The following is a 15,188-nucleotide window of genomic DNA, read 5'->3' as shown; positions in this document are numbered from 1 at the left end:
CAATGAGTCATTCTGCAATTTTCACCTTGTTACTGCTGACGCCGCTGGTGTTTTCGCTGCTGGCGTTTGCCTGCCAGCGTCTCGGCACGGCTTCCCGTGTGGCGGTCACGCTGCTACACGGCGTGGGCATTGTTACGCTGTTAGTGGTGACGCTGTATGCCGTGGCGCTGGTTTATCGCCAGGGCGAGATGTTCTCCACCAATCTGTGGCTGCACCTCGACAGTCTGAGCGCGCTGTTCCTGGCGATCCTCGGGATTATCGGTTTTCTTACCGGCCTTTACTCAATGGGCTATATGCGCCACGAGGTCGACGAAGGCGAGATTTCCGTCGCTACGCTGTGCAACTACTACGGTTTCTTCCACCTGTTTTTGTTCACCATGATGCTGGTGGTGACCAGTAACAACCTGATTGTGATGTGGGCGGCGATTGAAGCCACCACCCTCAGCTCAGCGTTTCTGGTGGGAATTTACGGTCAGCGTTCGTCTTTGGAAGCGGCGTGGAAGTACATCATCATTTGTACCGTTGGCGTGGCGTTCGGCCTGTTCGGCACCATTCTGGTGTACGCCAATGCCGCCAGCTTCATGCCGGATCCACACAACGCAATTTTCTGGAGCGAAGTGCTGAAACATGCCAGCCAGCTTGACCCGACACTGATGCATCTGGCGTTTGTGTTCGTGCTGATTGGCTTTGGTACCAAAACCGGGCTGTTCCCTATGCACGCCTGGCTGCCGGATGCCCACAGTGAAGCGCCGAGCCCAACCAGCGCCTTGCTGTCAGCCGTGCTGCTCAACTGCGCGCTGCTGGTGATCATCCGCTTCCACATCATCATCACCCAGTCGATTGGCTCCTCGTTCACCAACACGCTGCTGGTGATTTTCGGCCTGCTGTCCGTCGCGGTCGCGGCGTTTTTCATTCTGGTTCAGCAGGATGTGAAACGGCTTCTGGCTTATTCCAGCGTGGAAAACATGGGGCTCATCGCCGTGGCGCTTGGCATCGGTGGTCCGCTTGGCGTGTTGGCGGCGCTGCTGCATACGCTCAATCACAGCCTGGCAAAAACGCTGCTGTTTTGCGGTTCCGGTAACGTGCTGTTGAAGTACGGCACCCGCGACCTCAGCGTGGTGCGCGGCATGCTTAAACTGATGCCGTTCAGCGCGGTGCTGCTGGCCGGTGGCGCGCTGGCGCTCGGCGGAATGCCGCCGTTCAACGTCTTCCTGAGTGAGTTTATGGTGGTAACGGCAGGTCTGGCCGCCGGACATATCTGGCTGACTATTGGCCTGCTGCTGCTGTTAACCGTCGTGCTGGGTGGGCTGGTTCGCATGATCGCCTGTCTGCTGTTCGGCAGCGCGCCGGAAGCGACCAGCCGTGGCGAGCTTGGTCTGCTGACGACGTTACCGATGGCCATTTTGCTGGTGCTGATGCTGGTGATGGGCACCCACATTCCGCAGCCGGTCAGCCGCCTGCTGGAAAATGCCGCGTCGATTGTAATGCATCAGTCCCCGCAGCAAGAATTTCAGTGGCCGTGGGCGGGTAAAACTGCCGCTGCCGCTAACCACAGTCTTTGCACCCGCGAGTGCGCTGGAGAAACGAAGTGAGCTATCAACAATATATGAACGGCCTCGCGCAGGGCGATGTACGCGGTTTGGGTTATCTGGCGGCGGTACGGGAAAAATTCCCCGGCGCGGTGCTTGAAGAAGAGCGGCAGACTAACGATCAGGTGACGATTACCGTCAAAATTGGCCATCTGCCGGAAATCGTTGAATTTCTCTATTACGGCTGCGGCGGCTGGTTGCCGGTGCTGTTTGGCAATGATGAGCGCACGCTCAACGGTCACTTCGCGGTCTACTACGCGATGTCGATGGAAGAGGGCGAGAAGTGCTGGGTGGTGGTGAAAGGCCTGGTCGATCACTCACTTGAGTTCCCGTCCGTTACCCCGCGCGTGCCTGCGGCGGTGTGGGGCGAGCGTGAAATTCGCGATATGTATGGCCTGAAACCGATTGGTCTACCGGACGAGCGCCGCCTGGTGCTGCCGGATGACTGGCCTGACGAGATGTACCCGTTGCGCAAAGATGCCATGGACTATCGCCAGCGCCCGGCACCGACCACCGAAACAGAAACCTATCCGTTCATCAACGACGGTGACAGCAAAGCGCGTGTGGTGCCGATTGGCCCGATGCACATAACCTCGGATGAGCCGGGCCACTTCCGCCTGTTCGTCGACGGCGAAACCATTGTCGATGCCGACTACCGACTGTTCTACGTGCATCGCGGCATGGAAAAATTGGCCGAAACCCGCATGGGCTACAACGAAGTGACATTCCTGTCCGACCGCGTGTGCGGCATCTGCGGGTTTGCGCACAGCGTGGCTTACACCACCTCGGTGGAAAATGCGCTGGGCATCGTGGTGCCACAGCGTGCACACACTATTCGTTCCATTCTGCTGGAAGTGGAACGCCTGCACAGCCACCTGCTGAACATTGGACTGTCGAGCCACTTTGTCGGGTTTGATACCGGCTTCATGCAGTTTTTCCGCGTGCGTGAAAAATCCATGCAAATGGCAGAGCTGTTAACCGGTTCGCGTAAAACCTACGGTCTGAACCTGATCGGCGGTATCCGTCGCGACATCCTTAAAGAGCAGCGGATTAAAACTATCCAGCTGGTGCGCGAGATGCGTGCGGAAGTGACGCAACTGGTCGACATGCTGTTATCCACCCCGAACATCGCTCAGCGTACGCAAGGGGTCGGCATTCTCGACCGCCAGGTGGCGCGCGATTACAGCCCGGTTGGCCCGCTTATCCGCGGCAGTGGTTTCAAACGCGATATGCGTTTTGACCACCCGTATTCCGATTACGGCAATCTGCCGAAAACCCTGTTTGCCTATGATGGCGGCGACGTGTTCTCCCGCGTGATGGTGCGCGTGAAAGAGACCTTCGACTCGCTGGCGATGATTGAATACGCGCTGGATACCATGGGCAACGGCCCGCTGCTGACCGAAGGTTTCACTTATCAGCCGCACAAATTTGCGCTCGGTTACGTGGAAGCTCCGCGCGGGGAAGACGTGCACTGGAGCATGCTCGGTGACAATCAGAAGCTGTTCCGCTGGCGTTGCCGCGCGGCGACTTACGCCAACTGGCCGGTGCTGCGCTACATGTTGCGCGGGAATACCATATCTGATGCGCCGCTGATCATCGGCAGCCTCGATCCCTGCTACTCCTGCACCGACCGCGTCACGCTGGTGGATGTTCGCAAACGCAAGTCCACCACCGTGCCGTATAAAGAGATCGAACGCTATAGCATTGAGCGTAAACACTCGCCGATCAAGTAAGGATTAAACGATGCTGAAACTGTTTAAAACTATCCTGAAAGCGGGCGAACCCACGGTTAAATACCCGTTTGCACCGCTGGACATCAGCCCCGATTTTCGCGGCAGACCGGAGCTCGACCCACAGCAGTGTATTGCCTGCGCGGCGTGCACCATGGCGTGTCCGGCGAATGCGTTGACGATGGAAACGCATCCGGAAAGCAACGAGCGAATCTGGCAGTTGTTCATCGGTCGCTGCATTTTCTGCGGCCGCTGCGAAGAAGTGTGCCCGACGAAGGCGATTCGCCTGACCAATGACTTCGAACTGGCGGTGACGAACAAAGCTGATTTGTACGTCAAAGCGGTGTTTCGCTTGCAGCACTGCGATGTATGCAAACTGCCGTTCACCCCGGAGAAATCGGCGCAGTATGCGGTTGAACTGCTGCGACAGTCCGGCGTGAGCGACGAGGCGCTGGCAGGCATGAGCGCGCAGTTTACGACTTGCCCTGCGTGCAAACGCCAGCGAACGCTGAGCCAGCACGACAGGCAGATGTTCAGTTCAATCGGTGCGGAGAAAAGCAATGAGCGAGTTTAATCATCACGCCAGCCAGCCGATAACGCTGGCAGATGGTGCGGCGCGCATGAAGCAGACGCTGCTGAAAGACATCAAGCGTTCAGCGTACGTGTACCGCGTGGACTGCGGCGGCTGCAACGGTTGTGAAATCGAAATTTTCTCAGCGATAACCCCGGTGTTCGATGCCGAGCGTTTCGGTATCAAAGTGGTGGCCTCGCCGCGTCATGCCGATATTTTGCTGTTCACCGGGGCGGTGACCCGTGCGATGCGCGTCCCGGCGTTACGCGCCTATGAATCGGCACCGGATCCGAAAATCTGTATTTCCTACGGGGCGTGCGGCGTCGGGGGGGGGATCTTCCACGATCTCTACTGCGTCTGGGGCGGCAGCGATACTATCGTGCCGGTTGATGTGTGGATCCCCGGCTGTCCGCCCACGCCTGCGGCGACGATCCACGGGTTTGCCGTGGCGCTCGGTTTGCTGGATCAGAAACTGAAAGGCGTTGAACACGTGCAGGGCGAAAGTGAAAAACCGGCACTGATCCTGCCTGACGTGCCGCTGCAGTTGCGAGTGTCCGTTGAGCGGGAAGCACGGCGAATGGCGGGTTATCGCCAGGGCGGCGATATCAGCCTGAGTCTGCTGTCGCTCATTCAGCATAAGCAGCCGCAGCAGGCGGCGCATGATGTCGCCGCCTGGCTGCGTAAAGAGAACGATCCGCGGCTGACGGAAATTGTGAATGCGCTGATGGCGATGATTGCCGGGGAGGTGATGGCGTGAGCGACATCGGAAAAGTGACCTTCTGGTCGCTGCGCCAGAAGTTCGTCGACAGCGACGAAGACATGCCCGCGGAAAGCCAGCAGGTAATGTATTACTCGCTGGCGATCGGCCATCACGTCGGCATGATCGACTGTCTGAAAACGGAGCTGGAATGCCCGCTGGAAGGTTACACGGAATGGCTGAAACAGCTGCCGATGGGTGATGCGCGTCGTAAACTGCGTGGCCTGCTGACGTTTGGGGAAATCACCATTGATTCCACTCACACGTCGCTGCTGGCCAATGCGCTGTCGCCGCTGAGCCTTAGCGGCGATGAGCCTTATAAAAGCTGGAGCCTGCGGTTGATTGAACTGCTGGCTGAGATCGAACGTGAACCGGCTATCTATCTGATCGTCAAACGCCAGATGGCGTAATCACCACGCGGGAGGCTGTTACAGATCCCGCGTGTTAATCCCCAGACGCTGCATTCTCGACAGCAGCGTCGTTCGCTTCAGTCCCAGTTTCTGCGCCGCCCCTTTTGGCCCCGCGACAATCCCGTTAGTTTCCCGCAATGCCTGGATTATCCGTTCCCGTTCTCCCTCATCCGTTTCCGGCGTTTGCGGGTTAAACATTGGCGGCAGTTTGATGGTGGCGGCCTGAGCTCGGGGTGTTTGCGCCATCGACGGCGGCATTTTTAAATCGTTAAGCTGCAAATTCAGCGTGTTGCCCTGGGTGAGGATCACCGCGCGTTCAATCACGTTTTGCAATTCACGCACGTTGCCCGGCCACGGGTACTGGCACAGCGCCTGAAGTGATGCGGTGGGAATGGTATCGATATTTTTGTTCATCCGCGCCGCCAGCTTCTGAGTGAACCAAGTGGCGAGCAGCGGAATATCCTCCGGCCGCTCACGCAGCGGTGGGATCACAATCGGGAAAACGTTCAGGCGATAAAACAGGTCGCTGCGAAACGCGCGTTCCTGAACCATCTCATGCAAATCGCGGTTGGTGGCCGCAATCATTCGGACGTTTACCGGGATAACTTTGCTGCCGCCGAGGCGTTCCACTTCACGCTCCTGCAACACGCGCAGCAATTTTGGCTGGAGTTCGAGCGGCATATCGCCAATTTCATCAAGGAAAAGTGTGCCGCCATCGGCCATTTCAAATCGCCCGATGTGAGTACTGGTGGCGCCGGTAAATGCCCCTTTTTCATGACCGAAGAGATCGCTTTCCAACAGGCTCGCCGGAATGGCGGCGCAGTTCATTTTGATAAGCTTATGGCTGTTACGTTGGCTGAGTTTGTGTATGGCGCGGGCAATGAGCTCTTTCCCGGTTCCGGTCTCGCCGAGCAACAGCACAGTGCTGTCACTGGTCGCCACCATTTCCACCTGACGCAGCAGGTTTTTCATCGCTACGCTCTGGAAAATAATGTCATTCAGGCTTTCGACATTTTGCAGCTGTTCGTTAAGCCAGATATTTTCTTGTTTTAACGAGTCTTTTAGCCGGGTAATTTCATTCCAGGCGTTGGCATTATCCACCGCAATACTGATACGCGACGCAATTTGACCCAACAGCGAACAGACTGCCGGAGTAAACGCGCTTGCATCGGTATGCGCGAGAATGAATATTCCGGGTGCGTGGGTATTAAAGGTCAGCGGCAGCAGCAGCGCGGCCTGCATCCTGGCGGAAAATAAATCCTTCAACAGCGGGTCGCTCAGGCTTTCGTGCAATGCAACGGCCTGAGGCTGACCGTTATCCAGCACATTTTTCAGTACGCTCTGGGCAATCGGGTAGGTTTTTTGCTGGCAATAATGATGGCCGTCAGGCTGCCAGTTGCAGGCGGTTACCGGCAGAGCGTCTGTTGTTTCGGCATCGAAGAAGGCAATCGACACGCAGGGAATCGCGAAGAAACGGTGAATGTCCTGGGCGATGGCGCTGACCAGACCTTCCCGGTCGAGGTGTGCCAGAACCGAGTTGGTGATATCCACCAAAATGCGGTATTCATCGCGTTCGTCTTTTAACTGATGAAAGAATTCCAGTAATTCGGGATCAACTCCAGAATTGATCATGGCAATCAATTGATTATTCCATTCCGTATTTGAAATGGGAATGGTTCTTATTTTCTTGCCACTCAACTTCTTTACATCATTCATCGTTTCAGCCTGTTTTCGGAAAATTGCCCCGCGCTGGGAGGCGTCTGCAATACTATTTGAGATCATTATTTTTGGGCTGCGTGCAATATAAGATACCCCCTTAGGATCATTCGTTGATATCAATGGGTAGTTTGCTCATTCAGATCACTTTATTGGGAGATAAAAGTGTCCAACGTATTACTGTGTGTCGGCAACAGCATGATGGGCGACGACGGCGCCGGACCGCTGCTCGCGGAAATGTGTGCCGCAGCGCCAAAAGGTGACTGGCAAGTGCTGGACGGTGGCAGCGCACCGGAACGGGAAGTGGCGGCGATTCGCGAAATGAAGCCGGAGTGCTTGTTGATTGTTGATGCCACCGACATGGGGCTCGAGCCAGGCGAGATACGTATTGTCGATCCTGACGATATTGCTGAGATGTTTCTGATGACTACCCACAATATGCCGCTCAACTATCTGATTGAACAGTTGAAAGAGGATGCGGGCGAGGTGATATTCCTCGGCATTCAGCCGGATATTGTCGGCTTCTATTATCCGATGACCGAGAAAGTGAAAGCGGCGACGGAAGTGGTGTATCAGCGGCTGGAAGGGTGGGTCGGTGACGGCGGGTTTGAGCGGTTGTAATGAGGCGTAGGCCCGGTAAGCGTTATCGCTACCGGGCAATGTTTTACGCTAAATCTTCGCCGTTACTCGCGATCACTTTCTTATACCACCAGAACGATTTCTTGCGCGAACGCGCCAGCGTGCCGTTCCCGGCGTCGTCACGGTCGACATACACGAAGCCGTAGCGCTTGCTCATCTCACCGGTCGACGCCGCCACCAGATCGATACAGCCCCAGGTGGTGTAACCCATCACCGGAATACCGTCATTGATGGCATCGCCCATTGCCTGGATATGCTCGCGTAAATAGCTGATGCGATAGTCATCGTTAATCTCGCCGTTGGGTTCCACCACGTCTTTCGCGCCAAGCCCGTTTTCCACGAGGAACAGCGGTTTCTGATAACGGTCATACATCATGTTCATGGTGATGCGCAGGCCCAGCGGGTCGATACCCCAGCCCCATTCGCTGGCCTTGATATGTGGGTTTTTCAGCGATTTGACGATGTTGGCCGCGTTGGTGTTATTGCTGTTCATATCCGCAGAGGCGCAGCGTGACGCGTAATAGCTGAACGACACAAAATCGACGGTGTTCTTCAGAATTTCATCATCGCCCGGCACTTTCTCGATGGTCACGCCTTTCTCGCGGAACACGCGGGCCGAATAGGCCGGATATGCGCCACGCGCCTGCACGTCGATAAAGAACAGGTTTTCGCGATCCTTTTCCAGCGCCATCCACACGTCTTCCGGCTTGCAGGAATACGGATAGAAGTTGCCGCCCGCCAGCATACAGCCGACCTGGTTTTGCGGATTCACCTCATGGGCAATTTTCGTTGCCAGCGCGCTGGCAATCAGCTCGTGGTGCGCGGCCTGATATTTCACCTGTTCCTGATTCTCACCTTCTTCAAACACCAGCCCGGCCCCGGAGTAGGGGCTGTGCAACATGATGTTGATTTCATTGAAGGTCAGCCAGTATTTTACCTGGCCGTCGAAGGCTTCAAAGCAGGTGCGGGCGTAGCGAGTGAAAAATTCCACTATTTTACGGTTACGCCACGAGCCGTATTCCTTCACCAGGTGCATAGGTACGTCGAAATGGCACAGGGTGACCAGCGGCTCAATATTGTATTTTCTGCATTCGGCGAACATGTCGCGGTAGAACGCGATACCTTCTTCGTTTGGCGTTAATTCGTCGCCGTTTGGGTACAGACGTGCCCAGGCAATCGAGGTGCGGAACACCGTGAAGCCCATCTCCGCCATCAGCGCGATGTCTTCTTTATAGCGATGATAAAAATCGATCGCCTGGTGACTCGGGTAGTATTCGTCCTCGCGTAGGGTAAAGCGCTTGTCGAGTCCCAGTTTGACCGGCATACGGTTGGCGCCGTGCGGGATAGTGTCGACGGTGGTCAGGCCTTTGCCACCTTCCAGATACGCGCCTTCAGACTGGTTAGCGGCCAGAGCGCCGCCCCATAAAAATCCTTTCGGAAACATGCGTTACCTCGCTTGTAAGGGTTGAACGGTTGCGGCGATGCCTTGCGCTTTGCGCGCCTGTTCGGCACCGTTGACAGCAGGTTTTTCTTCCACTGGAATATCTTCAAAGCCCAGTAGCAGCGTCAGCACGAAGGAGAGCACGACTGCCAGCGCCATCACGCCAAATACCCAGACGATGGTCATCGGGTTGGCGGGGTCAAAGAACTGTACGCTGGTAAACAATCCAGGCGCGGCCATCGAATGACTCGCCAGGCCCGCGATACCCGCAATGGCACCGCAGATGAAACCGCTTATCAGGCTCGCAATCAGTGGACGTTTCAGGCGAATCGCCACGCCGTACAGCGCCGGTTCTGAAATGCCCGCCAGGATCGCGGAAGCCGCTGCGGCCAGCGCCGTCTGGCGCAGTTCCGGGTTTTTGGTTTTCCATGCCACCGCCAGCGATGAGCCGCCGAGTGACAGGTTGGCGCCAATTTCAGACGGCATCACCATCGCTTCTTTGCCGGTAGTGGCAATGGTCTGAATGATGGTTGGGGTGAACACGCGGTGCATCCCGGTCATCACCAGCAGCGGCCACAGCGCGCCCATAATTGCCACTGACAGCCAGCCAAGATAGCCGTGAACGGTATACACCACTGCGGAAATGCCGCTGCCGATCCAGATGCCAATCGGACCAATCAACAGGATAGCCAGCGGAGCGGCAATCAGCACAATCAGCATTGGCTTGAGGAAGTTTTTTGTGACCGCGGGCGTGATTTTATCGACCCAGACCTCGATATAAGACAGGCACCAGGTCATCACCAGCGCCGGAATCACCGTGTAGGTGTATTTCACCGCCGTCACCGGAATGAATGCGAACTCAACGTGTTCGCCCTGGGCGGCTTTCGCCATCAGCTCAATAAAGCTCGGGTGAACCAGTACGCCAGCAATGGCTATCGCCAGCGACATGTTTGTTTTGAACTTCACTGCGGCAGAAGCGGCGACCATCAGCGGCAGGAAGAAGAATGCGCCATCGCCAATCACCGTCAAAATAGTCAGTGTCGGCGCGCCTTTGGGAAGCACACCGGACATCTCCAGTACCATCGCCAGCAGTTTCACCATTGAGCCGCCGATGATCGCCGGGATCAGCGGCGACATGGTGCCGATCAGCGCATCCAGAATGCCCGCGCCAATTCGACGCAGGGTCAATTTCTGCGGCCCCTGTCCCACGGCGGGTTGCAGGTTACCCGGCAGAAGATTCATCACTTCTTTGTAGGCTTGAGAAACCGTGTTGCCAATGATCACCTGGCACTGGTTATCGCTGCGTACCACGCCGAGTACGCCTTTGAGTGCTTTCAGCGTTGCGGCATCGGCGAGAGTCGGGTCGTTAAGCACAAAACGCAATCGCGTCATGCAGTGGGTCGCGGCGGTGATGTTGTTAGCGCCGCCCAGTGCGGCCACTACATCACGGGCCAGCGCGGCATAATTTTTCGACATCGGATCAATCCATCTTATTGTGATTAAAATTTGTATAGGAAACCGGTTCCACAAAATCATGAAGAGATCGGATTGGTGAAGCAAGAGAGAGGTGGGATCTATTTTGTTTTTGTGATTTAGATCGAGTTTGGGTGAGAGAGGAATTCGTGGCTATCGGGTGACCGCCTGAGCGGCGCACTCAGGCAGTTCAGGTAATCGAAATCGGGTTATTCTAACGTTCATTAATTGAAATCATTGTTAACAATGGTTTTGCAGATGGCGTAATCGGTGACGAAGTAATGTTTGAGTTTTGGGTCTTCACAGGGTTTGTACTGGGTTAAAACAGCAATGTATAAATATACAAATAAAAAGAAGATGTTCAGCAATACTATTAGTGCCACGGAAAGTATTGATAGAATGCTACCAATGATTTCACTAAGCTCATGCCCTTTCTTTTTTTAGATAATTTTGTTATAAGTATTAAGTATATTATATAAATTAAAAATGGAACAGCAGTTAACAGTGAAAGGCGTCTGCCATCAAACCAAAAATAATCTCCATAAGTAAATGGTGATGTTATATCTTTGTATGGAAGATTGAGAGAGAAATAGATCACTGAGCATATAATTGTTATGTTGAAAAGGGTCGAAGTACACGCGCCAATCTGCTTTAGTCGAAGGGTTAGATTATTGTTCAATTTTGAATTTTCCATTGTGGATGGAATGGGGTGTTTGCGTTATTCATATGGTTGATATTCCAGTCTCTGATTTTTTGCTGTTCAGCGAATGACTCGCGAAGAGCTTTCTTCAATTGGAGGGACCATCCAAATGTTGAATCGAGACGATTTAACTCTATATTTAGAGCGATGCCGATGACAATAACGATACCTGCAGTAATCACAATGGGGAATAAAGTGATTAAACCGCCTGCAATGAGACCCGCTACCACAGCAGAAACCAACGTCTTCGCCGTGTATAATATTAACAATTCATGGGTTTGCCATCTTAAATGCATCATTCTCATCAATCCGATTCGGAGTTTATGATCGTTTTACATATCTTATAATCTGTTACGAAGTAATTCGTAAATGTAGGTTCTTTACATGATTTATAGGGGGTGAATATAACAATGTATAAGTAAAACAATAAAGATAACAAGCTAAAAAGGACAAGTAGCATTAGTGTTGCAATAGCTAAAATGTTACTCGCGCCATTCAGTTTTTTTGGGAACTGATTGTCCTTAGTAAATAATATGGTTAATGAGATGAATATTATATACATAAAAAAAGGCACTACTGATAAGTATGCTATTCGTTGGCCATCAAACCAGAAATAATCATCATTGTTAAAGAATGACATTATGTCTTTGAAAGGGATGTCAATCATAAATGATATCAAGCTGAACAGAAGAGTGACCATACCACTCACCCAAAAAAGTATTGCTAGTTTTTTAAAAAACAGAATAAAGATATTTTTCATGATAAATTTAATTATGTAAGTTATACAGAGTGAAGTTTTCGGCATTCATGTGTCGTTTATGCCATGTCCTGTTTTTTTCTTGTTCAATAAAAGCCTCTCGAATCAATTGTTTCATGGATGCCGACCAGCCATATTTTTCATCATATTTATTTAGCTTATTATTAAATATAATCCCAATTGTAATTACTGCTGCTAAAGTAAATAGAACCGGGGAACCGATCACTGCCAATCCCATTCCTGCGGCTGCTGCAGCAACACTGGACACCATCGTCTTCGCCGTATCCATAATCACATCACCAAAGAAATCCACGAGGGTGTACTCGTCTTTAAATATCAACTCTATCGCGCGGAAGGCCAGTGAAAAGTAAACACAGAATTTTATCCCTTTTACAACAGTATGCGCCACGCCTCGCCAGCCAATACCCAGTTCCAGTAATTGTGGATGACTTGCCTTATAACGGGTGCCATTCAGAATACGCCGCACGCTGGGATAGCCGGTGATTTTTATATAGGTTTCGGCACCATATTTGCAGGCGATCGCCTTAATGCCGAGTCCTTTTAAATTGAATTTCAGCTGTTCCGCTTCGTTAAAATAGCTGGTGAAATTACCGAAAGTGTTTTTACCGTCCCAGATATCCTTAATGTTGCCCCCGCCCAGCTTATAAGAGAAAAAGTCATCCGCCATGCCTGTCAGATCGCTCAGAATGTCTCTGACTTCATTCAGCGTCAGCAACATGAAATGCTGAGTGTTTTTCGCCAGCAGTTCTTCCATATGCGGGAGATTGTTTATATATGGATGATCAGGTACCCACTGGTTAATCCGCTGTTCACCGCGTAATACGCCTCCTACTGAATCGGCCCATGTTGCGGGCTTTCCTTTAAAAACAGGCATGCTCATTTCTCCCTATTGATGAATAAAAGGTTAAAAAACCCTGTCGTCCCAAATGCTGTAGGCGCTGGTCCCGGCAATGCAATGTTCCCAGGTGATTGACCTGTAGGAAAAGGAAACGCTTTCCTGCGGTTCTTCGCCATTGTGATGAACGTTGTGGGGAATATGCAGGTGGAAGTCCGCTACCCGAGCCTCAGTTAGTTTTATTAGATAGTAACGTTCCATGCATCCAGCTTTAGCAGTACGATAAAATTCGAACTCGCAACTCAAGGATTCATTTTCTGAAATGGCATTTGCGAGTAGTGGAGATGCCTTATCAACAGGTTTTATAATGGTGAGGTTGTGATGGTTGACATTTTGTTCCCGTGAAAGGGAGTGCGAGAGAGAAAAGATAAAAATTTGGTTTTGGTGCGCAATCAGTGCTTTATTACCGAGTGATCTCTGAGTGAGGCAACCTTCTGATATCAACCCTTGCCTTTTACCATTGATCGTTAAATAAGTTAAGCCAGCCAAATGAATGCTCCTTATTCATTAGTCGTATGTATAAATGTAATGTGAGTGGTCGTGTGCTTGTTGAATCGTTTGGCAGTATTCTCCGTTAACAATAAACAGGCAATATAAAATGATAAAAAGTGCGTGTGGAATTAATCGATGCGCACGAAAAAACAAAAACATTTCATTATTAATGATTCAAGTAAATAACTGCGGTAAATATCAATACAGCGCCTTTTTTCCGACCCGGTTCCGGGGCGGGGGCTTGACTGTGGACAAATCGCTGCAATCTCTGCTGGGCTGAAGTAAACTTTCGGCCATCGAAAAATCGGGGATGAGCAACATGGCAACGATGCTGGAAGTGGCGAAGCGCGCTGGCGTGTCGAAAGCCACCGTATCCCGCGTGCTGTCGGGCAATGGCTACGTCAGCCAGGAAACCAAAGACCGCGTGTATCAGGCGATCGGCGAAAGCGGGTATCGCCCGAATTTGCTGGCGCGTAATCTGGCGACCAAAAAAAGTCAGACCCTGGGCCTGGTGGTGACGAACACCCTGTATCACGGCGTCTACTTCAGTGAACTGCTGTTTCATGCCGCGCGTCTGACCGAAGATCAGGGCCGACAGCTGATCCTGGCCGATGGCAAGCACAGCGCGGAAGAGGAGCGGGCGGCGATCCAGTATCTGCTCGATCTGCGCTGCGACGCGATCATCATCTACCCGCGCTTTCTGACGCCGGATGAGATGGACGCGATCATCCACGATCACGATCGGCCGATTATGGTGTTGAATCGCCGACTGCGCGGTAACGCCAGCCACTGCGTGTGGTCGGATCAAAAAGCTTCTAGCCAGGCGGCGGTTGAGCGGCTAATTGCGATGGGCCATCGGGATATTGCGTTCATTACCGGCTCGCTGGATTCACCGACCGGGATTGAACGCCTCGCGGGCTACAAGGCGGCACTGGAGCACAACCACATTCCAGTGCGAGACGCGTGGATTGCGGAAGGTAAATGGACGCCTGCCACCGGTGTGACAGGCGTCGAAACGCTGTTGTCGCGCGGGATTACGTTCAGTGCGCTGGTGGCGAGCAACGACGATATGGCCATCGGGGCTATCAAGCAGCTCAATACTGCGGGTTGGCGCGTACCAGAGCAGGTCTCGGTGATTGGTTTTGACGATATTGCCCTCGCGCCTTACATCGTTCCGGCCCTGTCCAGCGTCAAAATCCCGGTAACCGAGATGATCGAAGAGACCATCAACCGCTTGATTTGTATGCTCGACGGCGGTGAATTTCATCTGCAACAATCCTTTCCCGGCGAACTGATGCTGCGTGATTCCGTCATTCCGGGTCCTCACGCCTGATGCTCGTCATCTGTCGTCGTCATTAATGTCGATGACAGATGTCTGAAGTTTTAATTCATTGATAAATAGTCATTTTAATAATGGCGCGGAAAATGCATATCCCCGGCCTTAACGTCTAAGGCTGGAGAAGTGGATGAACCGTTTCATCATCGCGGAAGCGAGCAAATGTATTGGCTGCCGTACGTGCGAAGTGGCCTGCGCCGTCGCCCATCAACAAGATCAGGACTGTGCGGCGCTGACGCCACAAACGTTCCTGCCCCGTATTCACGTCGTTAAAGGCGTAAACCTTTCTACGGCGACCGCCTGTCGCCAGTGCGAAGACGCGCCGTGCGCCAACGTCTGTCCTAATGGGGCCATCGCCCGTGAAAACGGCTTCGTGCATGTTATGCAGGAACGCTGCATTGGCTGTAAAACCTGCGTCGTGGCCTGCCCTTATGGGGCGATGGAAGTCGTCGTTCGCCCGGTAGTGCGCACCAGCGGATTCGGCATGAAGGTTAAAGTGGAAAAAGCCGAAGCCAACAAATGTGACCTCTGCCATACCCGCGCCGACGGTCCGGCCTGCGTGGCGGTGTGTCCGACATTTGCCTTGACCTGCATCGACCGTGCGGCGCTGGACAAGCTCAATGTGGAGAAACGTCGCCGAACGGCTCTGGCGTACTGAGAT

General features: G+C 53.0%; 15 protein-coding genes. 8 read left to right on the top strand and 7 right to left on the bottom strand.

What is annotated here, in order from left to right; all coding sequences use genetic code 11:
• Window positions 1-2: 2 nt before the first annotated feature.
• Genes MUU47_RS02555 through MUU47_RS02535 form a run of 5 tightly spaced genes read left to right on the top strand, consistent with a single transcriptional unit; the run spans window position 3 to window position 5,057 of the window.
• Complete coding sequence (locus MUU47_RS02555) at window positions 3-1,592, top strand: hydrogenase 4 subunit F (RefSeq protein ID WP_258986547.1); 1,590 nt, start codon at window positions 3-5, stop codon at window positions 1,590-1,592.
• Complete coding sequence (locus tag MUU47_RS02550) at window positions 1,589-3,322, top strand: NADH-quinone oxidoreductase subunit D-related protein (protein WP_309578251.1); 1,734 nt, start codon at window positions 1,589-1,591, stop codon at window positions 3,320-3,322. Before MUU47_RS02555 ends, MUU47_RS02550 begins: the two co-directional genes overlap by 4 nt.
• A 10-nt stretch (window positions 3,323-3,332) precedes the next feature.
• Window positions 3,333-3,893, top strand: a complete 561-nt coding sequence (gene hyfH, locus MUU47_RS02545) for a hydrogenase 4 subunit H (RefSeq protein ID WP_258986546.1) — start codon at window positions 3,333-3,335, stop codon at window positions 3,891-3,893.
• The gene (locus MUU47_RS02540) at window positions 3,880-4,647 is read left to right on the top strand and encodes an NADH-quinone oxidoreductase subunit B family protein (protein WP_258986543.1); all 768 of its coding nucleotides are present in this window, start codon (window positions 3,880-3,882) and stop codon (window positions 4,645-4,647) included. Before hyfH ends, MUU47_RS02540 begins: the two co-directional genes overlap by 14 nt.
• Complete coding sequence (locus tag MUU47_RS02535) at window positions 4,644-5,057, top strand: formate hydrogenlyase maturation HycH family protein (protein ID WP_258986542.1); 414 nt, start codon at window positions 4,644-4,646, stop codon at window positions 5,055-5,057. The genes MUU47_RS02540 and MUU47_RS02535 overlap by 4 nt, the downstream gene beginning before the upstream one ends.
• 18 nt (window positions 5,058-5,075) lie before the next feature.
• On the opposite strand, the gene MUU47_RS02530 is transcribed toward MUU47_RS02535, so the two are convergent.
• Window positions 5,076-6,689 carry a sigma 54-interacting transcriptional regulator gene (locus MUU47_RS02530; protein WP_258986540.1) on the bottom strand — a complete coding sequence of 538 codons (1,614 nt, stop codon included), beginning with the start codon at window positions 6,687-6,689 and terminating at the stop codon, window positions 5,076-5,078.
• A gap of 249 nt (window positions 6,690-6,938) precedes the next feature.
• Between MUU47_RS02530 and hycI the strand changes: the two genes are divergently transcribed.
• Window positions 6,939-7,394: a hydrogenase maturation peptidase HycI gene (gene hycI, locus MUU47_RS02525; RefSeq protein WP_159758189.1), complete on the top strand. Its 456-nt coding sequence runs from the start codon at window positions 6,939-6,941 to the stop codon at window positions 7,392-7,394.
• Window positions 7,395-7,437: 43 nt separating this feature from the next.
• Here the strand turns inward: hycI and MUU47_RS02520 are convergent, their stop codons facing one another.
• The 6 genes from MUU47_RS02520 to MUU47_RS02500 all read right to left on the bottom strand — a co-directional run bounded on the left by MUU47_RS02520 (window position 7,438) and on the right by MUU47_RS02500 (window position 13,188).
• Entirely contained in the window at window positions 7,438-8,856 is a 1,419-nt protein-coding gene (locus tag MUU47_RS02520) for a 6-phospho-beta-glucosidase (protein WP_258986538.1), read from the bottom strand.
• A 3-nt stretch (window positions 8,857-8,859) separates the two neighbouring features.
• Window positions 8,860-10,329, bottom strand: coding sequence for a PTS cellobiose/arbutin/salicin transporter subunit IIBC (ascF, locus tag MUU47_RS02515; RefSeq protein WP_258986536.1), 1,470 nt, complete (start codon window positions 10,327-10,329; stop codon window positions 8,860-8,862).
• Between the two features lie 672 nt (window positions 10,330-11,001).
• The gene (locus tag MUU47_RS02510; protein ID WP_258986535.1) at window positions 11,002-11,325 is read right to left on the bottom strand and encodes a hypothetical protein; all 324 of its coding nucleotides are present in this window, start codon (window positions 11,323-11,325) and stop codon (window positions 11,002-11,004) included.
• Between the two features lie 5 nt (window positions 11,326-11,330).
• Window positions 11,331-11,666 (bottom strand): DUF1240 domain-containing protein, encoded by a 336-nt coding sequence (locus MUU47_RS23620; protein WP_509908856.1) that lies wholly within the window; start codon window positions 11,664-11,666, stop codon window positions 11,331-11,333.
• 127 nt (window positions 11,667-11,793) lie between these two features.
• Entirely contained in the window at window positions 11,794-12,678 is an 885-nt protein-coding gene (locus tag MUU47_RS02505) for a hypothetical protein (RefSeq protein ID WP_258986534.1), read from the bottom strand.
• A 30-nt stretch (window positions 12,679-12,708) separates the two neighbouring features.
• Window positions 12,709-13,188 (bottom strand): Hcp family type VI secretion system effector, encoded by a 480-nt coding sequence (locus tag MUU47_RS02500; RefSeq protein ID WP_258986532.1) that lies wholly within the window; start codon window positions 13,186-13,188, stop codon window positions 12,709-12,711.
• A 322-nt stretch (window positions 13,189-13,510) separates the two neighbouring features.
• Here MUU47_RS02500 and MUU47_RS02495 point away from each other — a divergent pair, with 322 nt between their 5' ends.
• Together MUU47_RS02495 and hydN are read left to right on the top strand one after the other, a co-directional pair.
• On the top strand, window positions 13,511-14,524 hold the full coding sequence (locus tag MUU47_RS02495; protein ID WP_258986530.1) for a LacI family DNA-binding transcriptional regulator: 1,014 nt from the start codon (window positions 13,511-13,513) through the stop codon (window positions 14,522-14,524).
• Window positions 14,525-14,657: 133 nt separating this feature from the next.
• A complete protein-coding gene (hydN, locus tag MUU47_RS02490; protein WP_258986529.1) occupies window positions 14,658-15,185 on the top strand; it encodes an electron transport protein HydN in 528 nt (175 codons plus the stop codon).
• Window positions 15,186-15,188: the final 3 nt, after the last annotated feature.

Source organism: Scandinavium hiltneri, from assembly GCF_024764835.1.
In the GTDB taxonomy this organism is placed as follows: Bacteria; Pseudomonadota; Gammaproteobacteria; order Enterobacterales; family Enterobacteriaceae; genus Scandinavium; species Scandinavium hiltneri.
This window is presented reverse-complemented; position numbering and strand designations above follow the sequence as displayed.